The sequence below is a fragment of the Pontimicrobium sp. SW4 genome (genome assembly GCF_039954625.1).
Lineage (GTDB): Bacteria > Bacteroidota > Bacteroidia > Flavobacteriales > Flavobacteriaceae > Pontimicrobium.
Map to the genome: position 1 here is coordinate 2,694,663 of NZ_CP157199.1, position 21,855 is coordinate 2,716,517.

A 21,855-nucleotide genomic window follows, 5' to 3' on the forward strand; every position below is an offset into this window, starting at 1 on the left:
GCTATTTCGTTTTCTTAATGATTGATAAAACATCTGAAAACACAGCGTATCCAGTTTCAAGTTTCCCAGCACCTGGACCAGTAATCATAGTTTTTCCTAAATATTCTGTAGTAAATTCTATAGCATTCGTAACGCCATCAATACCAAATAAAGCATCTGAAGCATCTAATACTTCTGGTTGAACTTTACCTGTAACGATATTGCCTTCTTTTTTAAGTGTGCCAATTAAGCGAATGTTCTTGTGCTCTTTTTTTGCAGTGTCTAGCTCTTCTTTAGAAATTGCGTCAATTCCCATTGTTGGAATGTTTTCTAAACCTAAATCAACACCAAAGATTCTATGAGAAAGAATTGCTACTTTCCCCCTAGCGTCGTGCCCTTTCACATCATTCGTTGGATCCGCTTCGGCATATCCTTTTTCTTGTGCTATAGCTAAAACGTCTTTAAAAGACTCACCTTTTGCCATTTCGGAAAGTATATAATTACTAGTTCCATTAAGAATACCTCTTACTTCAATAATATTATTTCCAGCTAAAGAGTTGTCTATTAAATTAAATGTTGGTGTACCACTTAATACAGTGCCTTCATAACACAATGACACCTTATTTTTAATGGCAATTTTGTTAAGCTCTGCATAATGTAAAGCAATAGGACCTTTGTTTGTAGTTACAACATGTTTCCCATTCTTTAATGCATCTTTTATAAAAGTATAGGCAGGATCTCCGGTTTTATAATCACTATATGTAGCTTCAACGATTAAGTCTACATCTTTAATTAAAGAAACAGCGTCGTTTTCATGCAAACTTCCATCACTAATAGTTTCATTATTTTGTAACTTACTTAAAAGGGTTTTTAAGTCTATACCATTAGAATTATAGATATTGCCTTTTTGAAGGTCTTTAATAGCTACAATTTTTAAACTAGATCCAAATGTATCTCTAATCCAATCTTCTTTTTCTTGCAAGATTTCTACAAATCCTTGAGTAACGGTTCCAAGTCCTATTATGCCAATATTCATTTATAAAAATATTTAATTATATTTGAACAAAATTCTTATTTTTTGTATTAAATCAATTTATTATTCTTCATAATTTTAATTAAACTGAAAATAATTCTATAAAAAAATTATTATGAAACTAGATCAAAAGGATATTCGGATATTAACACTATTACAGAATAATGCTCGGTTGTCTAACAAAGAGTTAGCAGTTGAACTAGATATTGCTCCGTCAACTTGCCATGAAAGGCTTAAAAAGTTAACTAATGAGGGTTTTTTTAAAGCATTTAATGCAGACTTAAACTTGAAAAAATTAGGCGTTAACATAGAGGTGTTGGTAGCTGTTCGTTTAAAAAGACATGAAAGGGAAATAGTAAATTCGTTTATAAAGAAACTAAATTCTATTAAAGGTGTCATACGGTTTTACCACCTTGCTGGAGATACCGATTTTATGATTCATGTTGCTGTAATAGATTCTGATAGTTTGAGATCTTTTATTATGGATGAGCTTGCTAGTTTTCATAATATTGATCATATTGAATCATCCATGATTTACCACAGCGAATGTGTTTATAAATTGAGTGTATTGAATAATTGAAAATAGTCTCTAGTATTGTAATAAATGTAGAATAACTTGTAGCCTCCCAATAAAGACTGTGTTTTGATTTTTAAGAATTGTGACTAACAATATAGTTTCTTACTCTTCTCCGGTTTGGTCTGATTTAGGAGATTAGATAGTTTTTTCGGGGATGGTCAAGAGAAAAACAGCAATTATTCAAGAAAAACCTTATCACGTGGAAAGAGACTATGCTCACAAATGAACCAAGCATTAATATAATGCCTACTTGGTAATTTTTTTATACAAATAATTTTTGATTTTAAGTTCTGTTTTTTTTAATTAAACTCACTCTAAATTTTCACAATTTATAACTGACTACTTTTGCCAAACTAAACATCGGGTCTAATTTAAAAAATCGTTTGTTTTATTTAAAGTTTACCATTTTGTTAAATAAAGGATCTATAATTTTTATACAAAAATAGGAACTCGTAAAAAATACATCTTCACTTCATATAATAGAGCGTTCACTTCATTTATTGACTACTCGTGATTTGTATAAGTTAATTTTATTAAAAAATTAACAAATTACTTATTTAAACAAAATTATTAATGAAAAATCTCACTAAATTTTTAGCTGCAATTGTATTTGTTTTTATCTCTCAAAGTTCTTTTTCACAGGGGATTACAACTTCTTCGATTAATGGAAAAGTACTCGATGGAGATACACCCTTGCTAGGGGCGAATATAGTTGCTACACATATACCTTCTGGGACTCAATATGGTACGATCTCAGATATTGATGGTCTTTTTAGAATTCCTAACATGAGAGTAGGAGGGCCATATACTGTAAGTATAACGTACGTTGGTTTCAAAGACTTTATTAGAGAAAATATTGCACTTCAGTTAGGACAAACCTTTAGGGTCAATGCTGTTATGGTTGAGGATATAAATGCGTTGGAAGAAATAGTCATTACTGCCCAAAGTAATAATATTTTTGATGGAAATAAAACAGGGACAGAAACAACAATTAATTCTAGGCAAATTAATAGTTTACCTACAACTTCAAGATCTATAGCCGATTTTGTTAGAATAACACCTCAAGCTACAATATCTGAAGGCTCTGATGGATTCAGTATTAATATTGCTGGACAGAATAATCGTTTTAATACCATTTTTGTTGATGGAGCCGTTAATAATGATCAATTTGGACTTTCTGCATCTGGTACTAATGGTGGACAAACTGGTGCTTCTCCATTTTCGATGGATGCGATTGAGCAATTTAATGTTGCTGTTGCACCATTTGATGTTAAGCTATCAGGTTTTACTGGAGGGGCAATCAACGCAATTACAAAATCAGGTTCAAATGATTTTAAAGGAACTGTTTATGGCTTTTCAAGAAATGAGGATTTAGTTGGAAAAACACCGGTAGATTTAGTTACTAGTGGGAAAAGAGAAAAAGTAGCCGAATTTACTTCTAATACATATGGTATTAGTATTGGTGGGCCTATAAAGAAAGATAAATTGTTCTTCTTTGTTAATTATGAAAGAGAAGAAAACGAAACACCTAATTCATTTAATTTGGATGGTTATATTGGGAATAGTTTAGCAACAGACCTTAGTGCTCTTCGCAGTGATTTAGTGTCGAGATTTGGATATGATCCTGGAAGCCCAAACTCTGGCACAACATTTTTAGAGAATGATAAAGTAACAGCTAAATTGGATTACAATGCCAATGAAAATCATAAATTCTCATTATCCTATAGATATACTGGAATAGAAAATCTTGAAGCTAATACTACCGACTATAATAGTATAAATTTTGCTAACGGATCTGAATTGTTTTCTTCTAAGACAAATTCTGCTACTTTGGAGTGGAATTGGCAAATTGGAAATAGAGCATCTAATAATTTAATAATTGGATATACTAAAGTTGCTGATGACAGAGATCCTTCTGGTAATCCTTTTCCATCTGTACAAATTCGAGATGGAAGTGGTAATATACAATTTGGAGGTGAACAATATTCCACAGCAAATCTTTTAGATCAAAAAGTATTTACAATTACTGATAATTTTGAAATTTATAGAGGCGCCCATACACTGACTATTGGCACTCATAATGAATTTTCTTCTTCTAAAAATTTATTTTTCGCAAACAATTATGGATTTTATAGATTTTCTAATTTAAATGACTTCTTAACCAATGCATTACCAAATCAGTACCAAAGAGGATACTCTCTTTTATCTGATGGGGTTGGTGATACATCATCAGGAGCAGCAGAGTTTGATTTGGTACAATATGGAGTGTATTTTCAAGATGAAGTACAAATGACCGATGATTTAAAAATGTCTTTCGGATTGAGATTTGACTTACCAGTATGGAAAGATGGTTTACTTAATGATGATTTTAATAATAGAACTATTCCTCTATTAGAAGCTGCTGGCAAAAACTTGCAAGGGGCAAGAGCAGGTGGTGGTATTTCTTCTACAGTACATTTTTCTCCAAGAATGGGATTCAATTGGAATGTTAATGGAGATTATAGAACTCAAATTAGAGGAGGTTTGGGTGTATTTACATCTAGAATGCCAAATGTTTGGCCAGGAGCAGTATATAATAATAATGGGATAACAGGAGGTTATTTATTTGATGGAAGTCCTGATTTTATGTTTAATCCAGATATTAATAATCAACCTGTTGGAGTTGCACCAGGCTCGGGAGGAACTGGAGGGAATATAGATTTATTTGCTTCAGACTTGAAATTACCTCAAATAGTAAAGTATAATATTGGTGTAGATAAAAAATTACCTTGGTGGGGATTAGTTCTTAATGCCGACTTTATCTATCAAGATAATATTCAAACTTTATATTATGAAAACTTGAATATTAAAGGGCCAGCAGGTCATTTAAATGGCGCAGATAATAGACCTTACTATAGCGATAGTTTTGGTGATTTAATAGATAATACTTATGGAAGAGTAATTTTAGGATCTAATACAGGAGAAGGTTATTCATGGAATGCTTCAGTAGGTTTAACAAAAACGTATTCAAAAGGATTTATGGGTAATATAACTTATACTTACGGTGATGCTAGAGGAATATTTGATTTAACATCTTCGCAGAACAGTTCACAATGGAGAAATCTTCAAACGGTTAATGGTAAGAATTCAAATCTACCAGTTACAAGATCAGATTTCGCTGCAGGACATAAAATTGCTAGTTGGATGTCTTATGAATTTAAATGGTTAAAAAATCTTAAAACTGCTGTAAGTTTTTACTATGAGGGAAGAGAAGGAATGCCTTTTTCATATACATATAATGACGGACCGGATTTATTAAATGATGATTCCAGTGATAATGCATTAATTTATGTTCCAGCTGACCAAAGCGAAATAACATTATTAGATGGAGCCAACGGGCTTACTACACAAGAGCAATGGGATGCATTAAACGCTTTTATAGAGGATAATAAGTATCTGAGAAGCAGAAGAGGTAAATATGCTGAAAGAAATGGAGATAGAGGAGAATCATGGAGTCATGTTGTGGATTTTAAATTGGCTCAAGATTTAAACTTTAATTTTGGAAACACTAAAAACACCTTACAGTTTACAATGGATATTTTTAATTTAACAAACCTATTAAACAAAGAATGGGGAGTTAGAAAGTATGTACCAAACTTTGGGGAAATTGAATTACTTAATACAGTTTCAGCTGCGCCAGATCCTGTATTTAATTTCGACCCATCTGTTGTAGATAATATAGAACAAATTGATGATTTAGGTGTTCAAAGTTCTAGATGGCAAATTAGAGTTGGATTAAGATATAATTTTAATTAAAACCTGATTAGTGATTAAGTGAACTCAATTTGGGACATATTGTATGTTTGTTAAGAATAATAATGTCCCAATAGAGTTTTTTGAGAAACCCATTATATTTATATAGTGGGTTTTTTATTTAAACTTAGTTATTAGCACAAAACAATGATTGTGTAGCATAAATATTTTAGTTTACATCATTTAAATATCTGTCCAGATCATAGTCTTTCAAATTAACGTTTTTACTTGTTTTAATATATATCTTGCAGTGAGGATTTAAAACAAAATTTTGGTTCTGAGTAGTACCATTTCATTTTGTTTATGTAAATTTTTTTAGTTCTATAGCCAAAGCTGTGATTAGCTTTGGCTATTTTTTTGTTATCCACAGATAAAAAGATTTATCAAGTTAATCTATTTAATTCTGCTATAAAGAAACTATTGTTATTTGTTGACTAATGGTTACTCTTAGTCAACATTATTAAATGCATCGGTATTTATAAAAAGAGTTCTTTAATGGTACTTTGGGGTTCTAATTATTTAAATCGAATAAAAAATCATGTATGCTAACTAATCCAAATTTCAATAAATTAATTACAAGTCTTTTTTAAGATGTTCCATTAATTAAATCTTTAATTATTTAATATAGTCTAAGAAGTTATTTTTTTAGATTAAACTGGATTCGCACTAGCTATATAATTAGTTATAAAATAAAAAATAGCTCGCAATTTCTTGCGAGCTATATAACCAATCACCATTTAATTAAAAATCATCAGAACTTAATTAAAACTTTGGGCTATAATCTATCTTGTCAGGGATTTGATTACTAATTTGTATTTAATCATTCCAACCACTTATAGAGTAATCTTCCCCTGGAGTACCTGACGTTCCACCAAAGGTGTAGTTTTCAATTCCAGCAGCTTGTAATTGTTTACCAGGAACAGGGAAATGTAATAATGTTCCGGCTTGCAGCATATTTTCTCTACGCATTTCATAAAATGATAAACCAGACCCAGTACTCATAAGCTCTATTGATCTTTCATAATGTATAGCATCTGCAATTTCCTGTGCATCTGTAGCTACATTTGGAAGACCACCTCTAGTGGTTCTTGTGCCAGCATTAATTATTGCAGCAGCACCTGCCAAATCTCCAGTTCTTAATAATGCTTCAGCCTTATATAAGTCCATTTCGGCTTTTAATATCTCTGGATAATTACCAAAGTAGTTAGCATTAATATACCAATCGTATCGTGAGTGCCTATAAGATGAATAATGGTAGATTCCTCTACTTGGTATAAAGTCTTGACTGTTTAAATATTGAAAATCTGTAGTTAAACGATTATCTGTACTCGTTGATTGTGGTGCTACCGGATTTGTGTCTGTCCAATAGTCAATTGTGTTAGGATCCATTAGATTAACTACTCTCATATCTACACGACCCCATCCAGGGAAATATCCATACAAAGGCCATTCGTTTACCCAATTATCATTCCATCCATTTCCAGCAATTTCGAAGTCACTTGAAACACTATTATCAACGTAGTTTATTACGCTTGTCCAGTTTAAAGCATCCCTTTGAGTAGAATTTCTTACACTATTAACTAAAATCCTTGCAGCAAATGCATTTACTAATTGTGAAAATTCAGTGCTACTTTTGTCAACGCCATTAAAGTATGTCCCCTCTACTGTAAAGGTATTGTTGTTAGAAATATTTATTGCATCATCAAGCATGCTCAGAGCAAAATCTATAGCTTCCCCATATGGTACAGGTCCACCATCATTTAATGGTCCACTTTCATCTGATAACCAAACTTGATTAAAATTAAGTGCTAAATATCCAACTGATAAACCTTGCGCCATTCTTGCTATAGCTTTTATTTTATTATTATCAGAAAATATAGCACCATTATCAATAGATGCAATAATAGCATTAGCATCTGCTAAAACCACATGCATGGAATTAAAAAAAGTATTAGTAAATGTTTGATTAGAATATGCAGGATCATTATTCCAAGCTATTCGTGGCTCACTTGACATATCTCGCATTGCAGCATTTCCCCATGAACACGAGTGCATATCTGACATAGTTGCCATAGCTAAGGAAGGGCTGACATATCGATTTGCATTAAAGTACCAGTTTTGAAATAATTTTTGTGCAGTTGATTCAGTCCCTAGTTGAAGACTATTTGGGTCTTCAATATTATCAACTTCAAGGTCGGTATTATAATCTTCACAGGCCATAAAGCTTGAAGAGATTATTATAAATGCTAAAATAGATTTTATTGTTTTCATAGTTTTTTTTTAAAATTTAAGTAATACAGAGAATGTATAGGTACTAAAGACCGGATATGATTGGTTATCAACTGCAAAATACTGCTGAGTATTATTATCTAAGGTTTGTACCTCAGGATCAAAACCAGAATAGTCAGTTAATGTCAATAAGTTATTCCCAGTTAGGCCAATACGAAGAGAATCAAAAAAACCATTGGCAACACCACTCAATTTATCCTTACTAAATGTATAGAATAAGGAAGCTTCTCTAAGCTTAGTAAATGAAGCATCTTCAACCCAAAAACCGTTAACTTGATTTACATCATATAAGCTCTGATAGTAATCATAAGTTTTTTTCTGAGCTGCTGGTTTTCCTGCCTGGTCAACCATAGCATGTCTATTATCTCTGGTTAGCCATTGTCCATTTTGATTATAAATATCTCCACCTTTTTTTATGTCCCATAACATATACAGGCTGAAATCTTTGTAACTCATATTTGAAGTTATTCCTAAGGTAAAATCAGGGGTTTGAGTTCCAATTTCCTTATATGCCTCGCTTCCGTCATCATTTAGGAGTATAATAGCTTTTTCAGAAGTAGTGCCTATCGAGGCTGTTTCTACTACTACTCCATCGGAGTTAACGGAATATTCATCAAGTGTTCTGCCTGAAGGCAATTGGTTACTCATTTGATCTAAGGAGCTAACAAATTTTCTTCCAAACATTGTTCCAAATTCAGTTCCTTCTTTTATATAAAATGCATTTGAAGGCCCAACTTTAATCGGATCTACATCTAATTTTGTGATTTCGTTTTTTGTCGTTGAAAACGCAAAATTTGTATTCCATTTAAAAGGACCACCTTTAAGGATATCAACACCTAAATTCACTTCGATAGTCTCAAAATCTATGGTTCCAATATTATCCCATTTTTTATTCTGACCATTATTAGCTGGTGCAAAAATATCAACTAGCATAAATTGATCTTCAGTTTTTGATTTTGAATAAATGGCATCTATATCAAATCTATCAAAGAATCTACCAGAAAGCCCTACTTCAAATTCTGTAGTCTCAGATGGTAATAAATTTGGATTTGCTTGAGTCCTGTTAGTTGATAATTGCCCCTCAAGTAAGGTAATTCTATCATACTGCCAACTAAACCCTGGTCGTTGACCAGCAGTTCCATAAGCCGCTCTTAATTTCAATTCTTGCACGTTGTCATTCTCAAAATCTTGAGAAATTCGATATGCTCCGGAAACACGATAATACGGATTCCATCTTTGCTCACTACCAAATAGTGAAGAACCATCAATTCTATACATGGCATCTAGGATAAGTTTGTCCTTATAATCAAGACCAATAATAGCAAAGGCATTTTGGGCTCTTTGATCAGAATACCTTGATGATGTTCTCGTATTGGCTGAATCAAAATTGTCCAATGAAACCACACCTTGATAGATTAAATTATTTCCAACTCCACGAAACCATTCTGAATGATAGTCTTCCATTAAATAGCTCAGCTTGCCTTTAATATTCAGATTCTCTAATGAGTGCTGAAAATTAGCCGTAAACTGTGTTTTTTGTGAAAGTGTATAGCTAGAAGTTTTGGTTAACTGACCTGTAAAGTATTGTGAATAATAATTTGATTTTGGTCCACCAGTTGTTAGGGAATTTGTGCCAAAAAATGATTCAAAACGACTATTAGTAGCTTCTAAAGTATATTCTACATCAAAATTCAACCAATTCGACGGTTTAATATTAAAACTATATGAACCTAAAAATGTGTTTCCTAGGGCGATTGGTTTGGCATCGTATAAACCATAAAGAGGGTTAGTTACGTTAGACGCCCAAAGATTAGGCACATATAAATATGGCTGACCATCTGGATTTGGAGCGCTTAAATTTACATCTGGTTCAGCTAACGTTAATGCAAATAAAGAACCTCCACCAGGTGTTTTATCTACTGTTTTTATAAAATTAGATTTTCCAGAAAACTTCAACCATTCATTTATCCTAAAATCGGCATTTAGTCTAGCCGAAATTCTTTCGTAGCCTTCCGTATCTCTATATACACCTTCTTGCTTAACATTTTCTCCTGAAAAATAAATATTGGAATTTTCAGATGCTGTAGCTAAAGATGCGTAAAGTGTTTGATTTACACCAGTTCTAAAAAACAAATCTTGGTTGTCATAATACTTGCCATATGGATTATCAGTATAGCCATCTGCTGAGGGTATACGCCCCCCTGTTACATTAGCATAATTTGAGCCATTGTAATCAGATGGGTAAGTAACTCCATCGTATTTTGTATAAACACCTTTAAAATCTTCCCAATCACTAGCTAAATCAAAATTATGTGATTTACTTAACTCAACTCTTCTATTGAATTCGGAAAAACCAATTTCACTTTTAAGGGAAACATTTACCTTACCACTTTTTCCTTTTTTAGTAGTAATAACAATTACACCATTACCAGCTCTTGACCCATATAATGCAGAGGCTGAAGCGCCTTTTACAACTTCAAAGGATTCTATGTCATCAATATTTATGTCTTGCAATCCTCCTTGAACAATTATACCATCTACCAAAATTAACGGTGATTGAGAACCAAATAAGTTAGTTGACCCTCTTAACAAAATAGTTGATCCTTGCCCTGGTCTTCCGAAATTGGTAACAGTTACTCCCGGAATTTTTCCTTGAAGTGCAGAAGCAGCGGAAGTTGTTGGAATGTTTTCTAAATCATCTGAAGATACTTTTGCAACTGTAACAGATAATTTTTTTCTGGACGTTGCCCCAGCTACACCGGTAACAACAACTTCGTCCAACTGAGCTGCGTCTTCTTTCATAGTAACATTAATCGTTAGAGAAGACCCTACCGTTTGCTCTGAGGATTTAAGACCTAAATAAGTAAAAGCAAGAACATCACCAGTATTGGCATTAATCGTATAATTACCATCAAAATCTGTTTGTGTCCCATTTGTAGTGCCTTTTACTACAATATTAACCCCAGGAAGCGGCGTTCCAGATTCATCTGAAACTGTTCCTGAAATTTTTTTCACCTGAGCCGTTGAGGCTATTGAAAACAATAGCAGCAATGACATAATAAAGTAATTCTTTACCATCATAAAATTTTAGTTTAAATTGAATTAGTATTTGTCTGTACAATAAAAAAAAGGCAGGCAGTTAATAAATTTCAAGTGACTAATTCAAATATTTATTACTAATAAAATGAAGTCAAAGTTTAGTGGAACCTTAACATATTAGTTAGTTTCACTACACTGCCTTTTGTAAAAATTGCGAAGTAAAGAAAGGAGAAGTTTAACTTTGTTTTAAGGGTAATGAATTGAAAGTCGCTTTTAATGATTTTAGAGGTCGTTTACACGATGTGAAATGTCTGACACATTGATTGAGAGTTTTTAAGAATTGGAGGTGTTTTGTAACTTCATTAATCATTTGCAATGGTTTTCATTGCATAATTACTACTTTTTAGGACAATCTACACATGCACTTAATGACTTGTAAAATGATTTATATAATACATAAAGAGATGTAGGTGGTACTTATAATGATATTAGGTGTGTACTTTTAATACATTCTTTAAATAAAAATATTAATTTCCCTTAGAAATTGTTAAAAAAGGAAGAAAATGGACAATCAAATAAAGGTTTTAATTATAGATGATGAGCCATTAGCCCGACAGAGGTTAAAAAATTTGTTAAACGATATCCATGCTATTAAACTTGAGGGGGTTTGTAAAACTGGTGAAGAGGCTGTCAAAACAATAGATGAGTTAGAGCCAGATATTATTTTTTTGGATATTGAATTAAAGGATATGACGGGTTTTGACGTTTTAGATAAAATTTCCACAAAAAAAAAGCCACTGGTTATTTTTGTAACTGCTTACGATGAGTTTGCTTTAAAAGCTTTTGACAATTTTGCTTTCGATTATCTTTTAAAGCCATTTAAGGATGAAAGGTTTTTTAAATCTACTTCAAATGCATTAGATTATATTAAGAACAATAAGCCTTTGTACGATGAAAAACTTAGTGAGTTTTTGTCATATTTAAAGGGCTCATCAAACGAGTCTAAAAATAATTACAAAAAAAATATCCCAATAAGATTAGGGAATAAAATCTCTTTTTTAAAGCTAAGTGATATCAAGTATATATTGGCGTCCGGTTATTATGCAGAAATCTATACGGATGATAAAAAGCATTTAATGAGAGAATCCTTAACAAAACTATCAACTGAATTGGACCCAAATAATTTTATTAGAGTGCATAGGTCTACAATAATTAACATAAAGTACGTCCATGAATTGATTAACTCTAATTTTGGAGATATGGATGTTAAAATGAAGGATCACAAACTTTTTAGAATAAGCAAGAGCTATAAAAAAGATTTTTTAAAAAAAATAGGGGTTTAGTTAAAATGAAAAAAAAAATAGATAGAAAACTAATCAAAATTCTAGCTGCCTTTTATGGAGTGGTTGTGTTATTAACCTTTTCTAAAAGATTGTATTTCATAATTTCAGCAAAGGCCTTTGAAAATAATGACTTTAGTTGGTTTGAGTTAATTTTTTCAGGTACTTTTTTAGATTGGGTTTTAGTAGTGATTTATATGCTGTTTGTTGCATTATTAACTAAAAGAATGATTGATAGAAATGTTAAGCTACCTTCAATACTTTTAACTCATTTTATGCTATCTATTTTAATGACTTGGTTTCTATTTATTTGCGCCTCTATTATTAATTTAATCATTGGGCAATACGACTTAGAAAAAGCTATAAACAATCTTTCTATTAACCATTTCGCTAGAACTTTTGATATAAACTTTGTTAACTATTTTGTAATGGCTGCAATAATATATGTATACTATTATGTAAATAAGATAAAAGAGTATGAATACCTAAAGACTAAGCTTTCAGATCAATTGACTAGTGCTAAGATGAAAGCCTTAAAAGACCAATTACATCCTCATTTTTTATTTAATACTTTAAATGGTATTTCTACTTTAGTAAAAACAAATCCAACTCAAGCTCAAAATACTATTGCAGATTTAAGCGACCTCTTAAGGGAGATTTTAGAATTAAAAAATGACGATTTTATAACGTTGCGAAAAGAAATGAATGTATTAGATAAGTACTTTAGTATTATGTTAATTCGTTTTTCTGACCATTTAACCATAAAAACTAATATTGAAGAAAACACTCTATTTAGTTTAATACCCGCTATGTTGCTTCAGCCAATCGTTGAAAACTCAATAAAGTATGGCTATTCAATAAAAGTTAAAAAACTAGTTATTGAACTCAATGTCTTTAAAAAAGAAAACAAATTAGTTATTGAAGTCTTTAACAATGGTAAACCAATTAATAAAAAAACTACCATTTCTAAAGGAAACGGCATAAGTAATATAATGGAAAGATTAAAAGCATTATATGGTAATAATTCCGAGTTTTATTTTGATAATATTGAGAGTGGAGGAGTTATTACGCGAATAATAATTCCGTTTGTTGAAGAAACTACTTTAGCTTAATTGTATATTTTTAATAAAATTGCTAAAATGAATTACTTTAAACATACATTTTAGAAGTCATTATGAATTTATTGATTTTTGTTATTGGGTATGCGACTATTCAAAGCTTATTGCTTATTTATTTATTAAGTACAGCTGAAGGAAAGCGTAACAAAGGAATTTATTATTTAATTTCTTTGTTACTTGTTACTACTTTTATTGTAATTCAATATATGTTAACTGAGTTAGGGTATAGAGAAAATTACCGAGCCTTTTTTATGCTTGGGTTTTCTCCTATGTTTCTGATTCCACCGTTATATTTTCTATTTTGCTCAAGCAATCTTAATTATAAAAAGTTTTCATTAAAAACTGCATTGCATTTTTTACCTTTTATTTTCTTTTCATCTATTATGTTTATTGGAATAAACACTCCAACATTAAAAAAAGTAATATTTTCATCCTTAGTAATACAATTATTAAGCTATAGTATAGTAAGTTTTAAATTGCTTGGTAAAGGAAAAAAAGAAGACATAGAACCTACAAAAGTTTTAAAATTTCTTACTATTTGTATGTTACTTTTTGCAATTATTGTCTTTTTGGAGTATTTAGCTATCATTGTATTTGAAATAAAAAGCATTGATTTAATATCCATTGTAACTGTTTTTTTAATTGGTTTTATAACAATTTTAGAAGTTCACTTGATAAAGGGATTTAGTACCTCTTTTGACTTTACTGTATTCCAAGTAAAAAAATATAAAAACTCAAATTTACAATCACAGAATTTAGAAGAATTAGACGAGAGGTTAAATATCCTTTTAAGTCAAGAGAAAATATTTCTTACGCCTAACTTAAAAGCAGAAGATTTAGCTGATAAGTTAGCAATAAGTCGTCACCAACTTACAGAATTTCTAAATCAAGAATTAGAGTGTAGTTTTAATGATTTGATGAATAAACATCGAGTTGATTATGTTAAAAAAGACTTATTAAATATAGACAAAAAACACTTATCAATTTCTGGATTAGCTAATGAAGCTGGATTTAAAAGTACTGCTACTTTTTATCGCGCATTTAAAGCTCAAACAGGGTTTACACCTTCGGAGTACATCAAAAACCACTCTTGATTTTAAAATCAAATATTTTTCTAAGTTTTTACGAAGGCAATCACATCATAATTGTAGCATTCCACATCAAAGTTTTAAAAAAATGTCACCTTTATTTTTTTTCAAAGTTATTGATATTATACACAATTATTTAATCAATTGAATTAATATCCATGAAACAAACATTATTATTTCTTATTGCTATGTTTAGCATTTTGACAATTTTTTCCCAAGAAAAGAAAACCTTAACCATCAAAAGAACGAACTCAGCGCCAAAGATTGATGGTGTTCTTAACGATCCCGCTTGGAAAAATGCTGAGGAGGCCAAAGATTTTGTTCAATTTAGACCCGACATGGGAGTTGTTGAAGATCCTAATCAGAAAACTGTTGTGAAAATGACTTATGATGACAACGCTGTTTATTTCGCAGCTCATTTGCAAGATAATCCAGCTAAAATTATGAAGCAATTCACCACGCGTGACAATTTTGGACAAACTGATTTTTTTCTAATTGCCATTAACCCTAATAATAATGGACAAAACGATACTCAATTTGTTGTATTTAGCTCAGGGACTCAAGGTGATGCTATTGTAACTTCTAACGGAAATGAAGATTGGGGTTGGAATGCTGTTTGGGACAGTGCCGTTAAAATTGTTGACAACGGGTGGGTAGTTGAAGTAAAAATCCCTTATTCAGCTTTACGTTTCTCTAACAAAGGGATTCAAACCTGGGCTATAAACTTTCACAGAAAGTTTATTAGAAACAATAGTCAATACTCTTGGAATCCATTGGACTTATCTTCTGGGATGAAAGCTGGACAAATGAGCGGCGAAGTACATGGTATTGAAAACATTACACCTCCAACCAGACTTAGCTTTTATCCGTTTGCATCTGGACTAACAAGAAGTTATGATGGAGAAACCGATAGTGATTTCACTTTTGGAATGGATTTAAAATATGGAATTACTGAAAACTTTACCCTCGATGCTACTCTTGTTCCCGATTTCAGTCAGGCTGGATTTGATAATATTGAATTAAACTTAGGGCCATTTGAGCAGCAGTTAGCCGAACAACGTCAATTCTTTAAAGAAGGTGTTGATCTTTTTAACAAAGGGAATCTGTTCTATTCAAGACGTATAGGAAGTGCTCCTACTGGATACCCAATACTTGAAGCCGATGAAGAAGTGACCAATTATCCAAGCAGTGTTAAAGTATTAAATGCCTTAAAGCTCTCCGGAAGAACCAAAGAAGGGTTAGGAGTTGGGTTTTTTAATGCGATTACAGAAAAGACAGAAGCAGTAATTAAAAATAATGTAACTCAAGAAACCAGAAGAGAAGTTGTTGAACCGCTTGCCAATTATAACATCTTAGTAATTGACAAACAATTTAGCGGAAACTCTTCTATTAGTTTGGTAAATACGAATGTAATGAGAGATGGTGGCTTTAGAGATGCAAATGTAACTGCTGGGTTATTCGACATTACCAATAAAAAAAACACTTTTAATTATGAAGGTGCTCTTAAAATGAGTAACGTAAAATATATGGAAACCAATGAAACCTTTACAGGATTTAGTGGAAGCATTGATTTTAGTGAGATAAGTGGCAACTTCAGACATAATGCAGGATACTCCTTTGCTGATAAAAAATATAATATTAACGATATGGGAATTCAGTTCCAGAACAACTATCACAACTTCCATTATTTTCTTTCCTATAGAACATTTAAACCAAAGGGTAACATAAATAATTTTAGAGCTAGTACTTGGTTTAATTATAGGAGACTTTTTAACCCAGATACATATGTAAGTAAAAATATTGGATATTTTGCTTCAATGCAATTTAAAAATCTATGGCAACTAAGTAGCAACATGAATTGGGACTTTGGCAAACAGTATGATTATTGGGAACCAAGAACAGATGGTCGCTTCTTCACTTATGAAAACATGTTTACCATAACAGCTAGTATTACCTCTAATCAAGCAAAACCTTTGTCGGTTGGGTTGGGTAGTGGAATTACAACATACTTTGACCCTGATCGTGATACCTTTAGAAAGTATGTTTCTGTTGGAGTAAGATTTAGATTTTCAGACAAATTTTCTCTAAGGTATAGTAGTTTAATACAAGATGGAAATGGAGATAGAGGTTATGTAACTAAAATAAATGATGGCATTATATTTGGACAGCGCGATCAACGTACAATAGAAAACTCAATAACTGGATCGTACAACTTTAACTCGTTTCATGGCTTAAAATTAACATTCAGAAATTATTGGTCTACTGCAGATTATGATTACAACCTTTATACATTGCTTGATGATGGATCAATTGATAACAGTACAGGCTACAATCTGGAAAATATTGGTTTCAACCCTAATGTGAATTTTAGCACCTGGAATTTAGATTTTAGCTATTCATGGCAATTTGCTCCTGGCAGCTTATTAACAGCACTTTACAGGAATTCACTATTTAATATTAATAGTATGTCCAGTGATAACTATTTTGATAGTTTAAGCACTTTATTCGATCAACCTATAGAGCATGTGTTTTCACTTAGAATAGTATATTATATTGATTATAATAACATTAAAGGTTTACTAAAAAAGAAAAGAATATAGTGCTAGCACTTTTTTTTACAGTATAAATAAAAAATTAAGCATTTCTTGTAACCATTTGTGTTTTTTGGAGTTATCCTGGACATAAATAATAATTAAAACAAACATGAAATACGTATTTATTATAACCATAGTGCTGTTCTGCTTTTTTACGCAACAAAAACCAGAGAGAACTGTAAAAGAAAACCGAATTGTTTCTGATGCACAACCAAATATTACAATTGAAGTAGATAAAGAATATGAATTTATTGGAAAATTAAACTTCGTACTTTTCAATTCTGCTGAAGTTGAAAGATATCTTTTCGCTGTTGTTGAAAACGATTCAATAAAAAAAATGTTAACTTTTCAATTCGAAGCGTATTTACCAGACAATGAGTATACATATAAAAAGAATTATAATGATTCTATTTTACTAGGAGATCATTGGTTTGGTAAAGAAAATATTAATGCTGTAAATGTTCTTCATATTAGAAACTTCATCGACAAATGGAAAGGGAAAGGTCTAGAGCATGAAGTTACCTACGGTTATTTAGAAGAAAATAATTACGAATATGAAGACGTTGTTTTAAGCGATTTTTTAGTAAACTATGCAAGCGATTATAGAAGCGAGCTAGTAGTTGCTTATTACGAAAACATGTCTAACTTCGGTTTACAACCTGAAAAAATAGGGTTAGATGACAAATTTGTTAGAGTGACTATAGGAGGAAAAGAAAACAGTAAGAATGATAAAAGTCCAATAACTCGTCTTAAACAAAATATGATGAATAGCTTTAAAATTATTAAGGAGTAAGTTGTGTCAATTTATCAATAGATTTTTATGCTAACAGATAATGAATTAATGCTAAAAGTAAAAGACGGTAATATCGAAACTCTCGGGTTACTTTATGAGCGCTATAAAAAAAGATTATTTGGCTATTTCTATAAACTAAATAATGACGCACAATTAAGTGAAGATTTAGTCCAAAACGTATTTGTAAGGATATTAAAATATCGAAAAAAATTTATTGACAAAGGAACTTTTACAAGCTGGATTTTTAGAATAGCTAGGAATGTTTATTATGATCATTATAAAAAAAATAAAACAACCTCGTTGGAATATGATTCTTTCAAAGATTTGGTTTCTTATGAATTAGATACAACTCAAAATTTAAATGAAGAAAAAGAACTGCTTCAACATGCGTTTAAGCAACTGTCAATAAATCAAATGGAGATTTTGATTTTAAGTAAATACCATGAGATGCCTTATAAAGAGATTGCAATTATTTTAGATTGTAATGAAGGAGCGGTGAAAACAAAAGTATTTAGAGCCTTAAAAGAACTTAGAATAATATTTTTTAGGCTGCATAATAGAACTCGTTAATAATATGGAATTTGAAAAAAAAATAGTAGACTATTTATCAAATAACTTATCTAAAAAAGAAGCAAAATATTTTGAAGCTCAACTTAGGAATGATGATAGTCTAAAAAAGCATTTTGAAGGCATAAAAAATACATGGAATCAGCTGTCAATCTTAGATGATTCTCCAGAGCCAAATACAACCATGGACGTACAGTTTTACCAAATGCTTGAGGCTAATATTAAGTCATCAAAATCAAATTGGTTTAATAATTTGATTTTGTCAACGTTTATTTTTAACAAAAGTAATTCCTTGAAACTGGCATATGCCGTTTGTTTAATATTTATTGGCAGTGTAATTGGTATTAAAGTTAACAAATCTAGGGTTAATAATGGGGTTTCTGTACACAATGAATTGGAACAAGTTGTTTATTTGTTAAATGAACCAGAGGTTGATAAAAGACTCCAAGGGGTCAGTAAAATTAATCATTTAGCATCAATTGATAATAACTTGCTAAATGTTTTGTTTAAATCGTTGAATTCTGATTCAAATGTTAATGTAAGGCTATCCATTTTAGATTTCTTAATCCAATTTAAAAATGATGATAATGTAATTAAAGGCTTAATAGAAAGCATTTCATTTCAAGATTCACCTATTATACAAATGACGTTGGCAGAATTAATGATGAGTCTCGAAAATAAAGAGGGAATAGAAGCTATTGAAAAACTCATCGATATAAAAAAAATAAATCCAACAGTTAAAGAAGATATTGAAAAAATAATGATATCAAAAATCTAAAAAATAAATATTATGAAAAAAGCAACCTTAATACTAACACTAATTTTTACATGTAACTTAATATTGGCACAAAGCTACAAAGAGCTAAGTACAAAAAAAATAGAATTTAACAACCTTAATGGATCAAACAATTTGGTGTTGAAAAATGTTTATGGCAATATAGAAATAGAAGGTCATGAAAGCAATCAAATAATTATTGAAGTAGAAAAAGTTATTAATACAGCAGATGACGAATATTTAGAACAGGGGAAAAAAGAAATATCCTATTCAATTATTGAAAAAAGCAACGAAATCACTATTCATCCTAACGCTCCTTTTTTTAGTTATGATAATCAAATGAACATTCATTTTAACGATTCTGTTCCAAAAGCTCCTTATACATTTCAATTAAACTTTAAAGTAAAAGTACCAATAGCAACAAATATTGATGCAAGAACCATTGGAAAAGGGTCATTAAAAGTTAATGGAATACAAAGTCAACATATAAAAACCACCAATATAGCTGGCGATTTAATTTTGACTAATATTTCGGGAAACACAAAAGCTAAAACTATTAATGGAGACATCAAAATATCCTATACAAAAAATCCGAACAAAGCATCTTTGTATCAGTCAATTAACGGAGATATAAGGATCGCTTATCAAGCCAATTTAAATGCAAATATCAATTTTAATAATAAAGGAGGAAGTGGTAAACTTTATTCTGAATTAAAAATAGAAGCTAGTAAAAATAATCTAACCAATCCAATTGAATATAGTTTTAAAACAACTAATGGTGATGTATATCTTACTAAACTATAATTCTTAACTATGAAAAAGATAAATATTTTACTATTACTCTTTGTCTCTTTTAGTTTAAATGTGTTTTCTCAAATAAATGAGACTTCAAAATCTAAAATAATAAAACTAAGCGATCCATCAAAAACTGGAAAAATAGTATTAAAACAAGTAAAAGGAAACATAGAAGTAACAGCCTATGAAGGGAAAGATGTAGAAATAACGATTTTAGGTATAAATGCTGATGATACTAATTTTGAAAACATTGTTATTGATGAGTTCAATAACATTATCACTATTAGAAATAAAACTCCACAAATAACATTTAATTACAAAATTAAAGTGCCTAAAAAAACTAATTTAAATCTAAAAACTATTAGTAATGGTAATATTAAAGTTGAAGGTGTTTCTGGAAACCTAGAGCTTTCTAACGGAAGCGGTAATATTATAGGCTTATATATTTCAGGAACAACGTCCGCAGACACTACCAGCGGTGATATTTTTTTAAGTTTTGATTCCATATTTTCTGACTCAATAATGGCTTTTAGTAGTTATAGTGGAAAAATAAGCCTTTTATTTCCAAAGAATATTAACGCAAACATAAATGCAACTTCAAAAAAAGGAATTATAGAAACAGGTTTTGAGGTGTTTTCAAATGATGGAACTAAAATTCAAAATTTCACCAACCAATTATCTGGTAAAATTAATGGTGGTGGTTCTAAATTAATCGTGAGAACTCATTATAAGAATATTTTAATAAAGCCTATTACTTTATAAGTAGAATCATGTCTTTATATTCTATGTCATTAACACCTAAACTTTTAGTTGACTTATATTGTATAATCAATATAAATCTTCATTAAAGAGCGAGTAATTGAATAAATAATCTTTTAATGAATTATATTAGTTTATCAAATAAATTATTTATTCAATTCTTCACTAATTAACTCACCAATTGATGGAAGATGCCTCATAATAGATGTTTTGGCTCTATCTGATGTGTTAAGTTGATAGCAAATTGAAAATTTGTCTTTAGAAAAGTACATCATATTAGTAACATACCCTGGCATAAAACCACTATGCCCATATATTAAACCATTAGGTGTATCACGAATATGAACCCCCAATCCCCATTGACTTGCCTCTCTATCAGTGTCAATACCTCTAAAATATTCATCAAGAAGTTTAGGGTCAAACATTTTTCCTTCATAAATTTTCTTTCCTAATACCGCTAAGTCATGAGTAGTAATTACTAGGCCTCCTCCAGCCCATTCAAACTGTAAATTATAACGACTTTTTCCAGTTTCATCAAATTGCACACCTGGAAAAAAAGAATCATCCTTAGCATTATATCCTTGTGCAATGTTCTTATATTTTCTAGTTGTTTGAGGTACAACATTTTTTAATCCAGCTTTATCCAAAACTCTTTTTTGGACCTCACTATATAAAGAGTTACCAGTTACTTTCTCAATAAGTATGCATAATATAATATAGTTAGTGTCTGAATAAGCCCAGCTATCTCCAACTTCAAATTCTGAATCTGATTCAAAAACATAAGATAGCAATTCTTCAGGTTTCCAAACTTTGTCTACGTCTTTTAAGACATCTGCTTGAAATGCTTCACTAAAAACATACCTAGGAATACCTGTTTCATGTCTCATTAAAGATCGGACAGTTAAACTTTTTGCATTTGGAATTTTGTCAAACCAAGAATAACTTGACATGGATTTATATATGGGTTCATCCAATTTAAGCTTACCCTCTTCAATCAATTGAAGTGCAACAACAGAATAGAATACCTTTCCTGTGCTCCCGCCTAGCATTCTAGTTGTTGGAGACATTTTAATTTTTTTCTCAAGATCAGCAAAACCTCTTGTTAGTGTTTTTGCTTCTCCGTCGGGCAGTACAATGGATAATGATAATCCAGGAGCAGTTGAATCTTTCCAAAGTTCATCAAGTTTTTTATTAACTGCCTCAAAAATTTTGTCATTTTTGCTTTGTTGTGCCGTTAATTGCGATAGAATTAAGCAGCTAAAAATTATAAGAATTTTTTTCATAAATATTATTTTTAATCATAAAAGAGCAAAGTAC

At 30.8% G+C, this 21,855-nt stretch carries 15 protein-coding genes; 11 read left to right on the forward strand and 4 right to left on the reverse strand.

Annotated features, from left to right (window positions below; translation table 11 throughout):
- Position 1: 1 nt before the first annotated feature.
- Positions 2 to 1,015 carry a homoserine dehydrogenase gene (locus ABGB03_RS12500; RefSeq protein WP_347922908.1) on the reverse strand — a complete coding sequence of 338 codons (1,014 nt, stop codon included), beginning with the start codon at positions 1,013 to 1,015 and terminating at the stop codon, positions 2 to 4.
- A 112-nt stretch (positions 1,016 to 1,127) separates the two neighbouring features.
- Here ABGB03_RS12500 and ABGB03_RS12505 point away from each other — a divergent pair, with 112 nt between their 5' ends.
- Positions 1,128 to 1,592, forward strand: coding sequence for an Lrp/AsnC family transcriptional regulator (locus ABGB03_RS12505; protein WP_347922909.1), 465 nt, complete (start codon positions 1,128 to 1,130; stop codon positions 1,590 to 1,592).
- A gap of 570 nt (positions 1,593 to 2,162) precedes the next feature.
- On the forward strand, positions 2,163 to 5,384 hold the full coding sequence (locus ABGB03_RS12510; RefSeq protein ID WP_347922910.1) for a carboxypeptidase regulatory-like domain-containing protein: 3,222 nt from the start codon (positions 2,163 to 2,165) through the stop codon (positions 5,382 to 5,384).
- Between the two features lie 813 nt (positions 5,385 to 6,197).
- Here ABGB03_RS12510 and ABGB03_RS12515 read toward each other — a convergent pair.
- The gene (locus ABGB03_RS12515) at positions 6,198 to 7,652 is read right to left on the reverse strand and encodes a RagB/SusD family nutrient uptake outer membrane protein (protein ID WP_347922911.1); all 1,455 of its coding nucleotides are present in this window, start codon (positions 7,650 to 7,652) and stop codon (positions 6,198 to 6,200) included.
- 9 nt (positions 7,653 to 7,661) lie between these two features.
- On the reverse strand, positions 7,662 to 10,751 hold the full coding sequence (locus ABGB03_RS12520) for a SusC/RagA family TonB-linked outer membrane protein (RefSeq protein ID WP_347922912.1): 3,090 nt from the start codon (positions 10,749 to 10,751) through the stop codon (positions 7,662 to 7,664).
- 521 nt (positions 10,752 to 11,272) lie between these two features.
- Between ABGB03_RS12520 and ABGB03_RS12525 the strand changes: the two genes are divergently transcribed.
- From ABGB03_RS12525 to ABGB03_RS12565, 9 genes are all read left to right on the forward strand, one after another.
- Positions 11,273 to 12,052, forward strand: a complete 780-nt coding sequence (locus ABGB03_RS12525; protein WP_347922913.1) for a LytTR family DNA-binding domain-containing protein — start codon at positions 11,273 to 11,275, stop codon at positions 12,050 to 12,052.
- A gap of 5 nt (positions 12,053 to 12,057) precedes the next feature.
- Entirely contained in the window at positions 12,058 to 13,161 is a 1,104-nt protein-coding gene (locus tag ABGB03_RS12530) for a histidine kinase (RefSeq protein ID WP_347922914.1), read from the forward strand.
- Positions 13,162 to 13,223: 62 nt separating this feature from the next.
- The gene (locus ABGB03_RS12535; RefSeq protein ID WP_347922915.1) at positions 13,224 to 14,261 is read left to right on the forward strand and encodes a helix-turn-helix domain-containing protein; all 1,038 of its coding nucleotides are present in this window, start codon (positions 13,224 to 13,226) and stop codon (positions 14,259 to 14,261) included.
- A gap of 152 nt (positions 14,262 to 14,413) precedes the next feature.
- Positions 14,414 to 16,855 (forward strand): DUF5916 domain-containing protein, encoded by a 2,442-nt coding sequence (locus ABGB03_RS12540; protein WP_347922916.1) that lies wholly within the window; start codon positions 14,414 to 14,416, stop codon positions 16,853 to 16,855.
- A gap of 103 nt (positions 16,856 to 16,958) precedes the next feature.
- The gene (locus tag ABGB03_RS12545; protein ID WP_347922917.1) at positions 16,959 to 17,642 is read left to right on the forward strand and encodes a hypothetical protein; all 684 of its coding nucleotides are present in this window, start codon (positions 16,959 to 16,961) and stop codon (positions 17,640 to 17,642) included.
- Between the two features lie 48 nt (positions 17,643 to 17,690).
- Positions 17,691 to 18,212, forward strand: a complete 522-nt coding sequence (locus ABGB03_RS12550) for an RNA polymerase sigma factor (RefSeq protein ID WP_347922918.1) — start codon at positions 17,691 to 17,693, stop codon at positions 18,210 to 18,212.
- 4 nt (positions 18,213 to 18,216) lie between these two features.
- Complete coding sequence (locus ABGB03_RS12555) at positions 18,217 to 18,987, forward strand: hypothetical protein (protein WP_347922919.1); 771 nt, start codon at positions 18,217 to 18,219, stop codon at positions 18,985 to 18,987.
- A 12-nt stretch (positions 18,988 to 18,999) separates the two neighbouring features.
- Entirely contained in the window at positions 19,000 to 19,788 is a 789-nt protein-coding gene (locus ABGB03_RS12560; RefSeq protein WP_347922920.1) for a DUF4097 family beta strand repeat-containing protein, read from the forward strand.
- 9 nt (positions 19,789 to 19,797) lie between these two features.
- Positions 19,798 to 20,541 (forward strand): hypothetical protein, encoded by a 744-nt coding sequence (locus tag ABGB03_RS12565; protein WP_347922921.1) that lies wholly within the window; start codon positions 19,798 to 19,800, stop codon positions 20,539 to 20,541.
- Between the two features lie 143 nt (positions 20,542 to 20,684).
- On the opposite strand, the gene ABGB03_RS12570 is transcribed toward ABGB03_RS12565, so the two are convergent.
- Entirely contained in the window at positions 20,685 to 21,821 is a 1,137-nt protein-coding gene (locus ABGB03_RS12570) for a serine hydrolase domain-containing protein (RefSeq protein WP_347922922.1), read from the reverse strand.
- Positions 21,822 to 21,855: the final 34 nt, after the last annotated feature.

Coding starts and splice junctions, on each gene's coding strand:
- ABGB03_RS12500 (WP_347922908.1), bottom strand. CDS start 1,015: ATGAATATTGGCATAATAGGACTTGGAACCGTTACTCAAGGATTTGTA.
- ABGB03_RS12505 (WP_347922909.1), top strand. CDS start 1,128: ATGAAACTAGATCAAAAGGATATTCGGATATTAACACTATTACAGAAT.
- ABGB03_RS12510 (WP_347922910.1), top strand. CDS start 2,163: ATGAAAAATCTCACTAAATTTTTAGCTGCAATTGTATTTGTTTTTATC.
- ABGB03_RS12515 (WP_347922911.1), bottom strand. CDS start 7,652: ATGAAAACAATAAAATCTATTTTAGCATTTATAATAATCTCTTCAAGC.
- ABGB03_RS12520 (WP_347922912.1), bottom strand. CDS start 10,751: ATGATGGTAAAGAATTACTTTATTATGTCATTGCTGCTATTGTTTTCA.
- ABGB03_RS12525 (WP_347922913.1), top strand. CDS start 11,273: ATGGACAATCAAATAAAGGTTTTAATTATAGATGATGAGCCATTAGCC.
- ABGB03_RS12530 (WP_347922914.1), top strand. CDS start 12,058: ATGAAAAAAAAAATAGATAGAAAACTAATCAAAATTCTAGCTGCCTTT.
- ABGB03_RS12535 (WP_347922915.1), top strand. CDS start 13,224: ATGAATTTATTGATTTTTGTTATTGGGTATGCGACTATTCAAAGCTTA.
- ABGB03_RS12540 (WP_347922916.1), top strand. CDS start 14,414: ATGAAACAAACATTATTATTTCTTATTGCTATGTTTAGCATTTTGACA.
- ABGB03_RS12545 (WP_347922917.1), top strand. CDS start 16,959: ATGAAATACGTATTTATTATAACCATAGTGCTGTTCTGCTTTTTTACG.
- ABGB03_RS12550 (WP_347922918.1), top strand. CDS start 17,691: ATGCTAAAAGTAAAAGACGGTAATATCGAAACTCTCGGGTTACTTTAT.
- ABGB03_RS12555 (WP_347922919.1), top strand. CDS start 18,217: ATGGAATTTGAAAAAAAAATAGTAGACTATTTATCAAATAACTTATCT.
- ABGB03_RS12560 (WP_347922920.1), top strand. CDS start 19,000: ATGAAAAAAGCAACCTTAATACTAACACTAATTTTTACATGTAACTTA.
- ABGB03_RS12565 (WP_347922921.1), top strand. CDS start 19,798: ATGAAAAAGATAAATATTTTACTATTACTCTTTGTCTCTTTTAGTTTA.
- ABGB03_RS12570 (WP_347922922.1), bottom strand. CDS start 21,821: ATGAAAAAAATTCTTATAATTTTTAGCTGCTTAATTCTATCGCAATTA.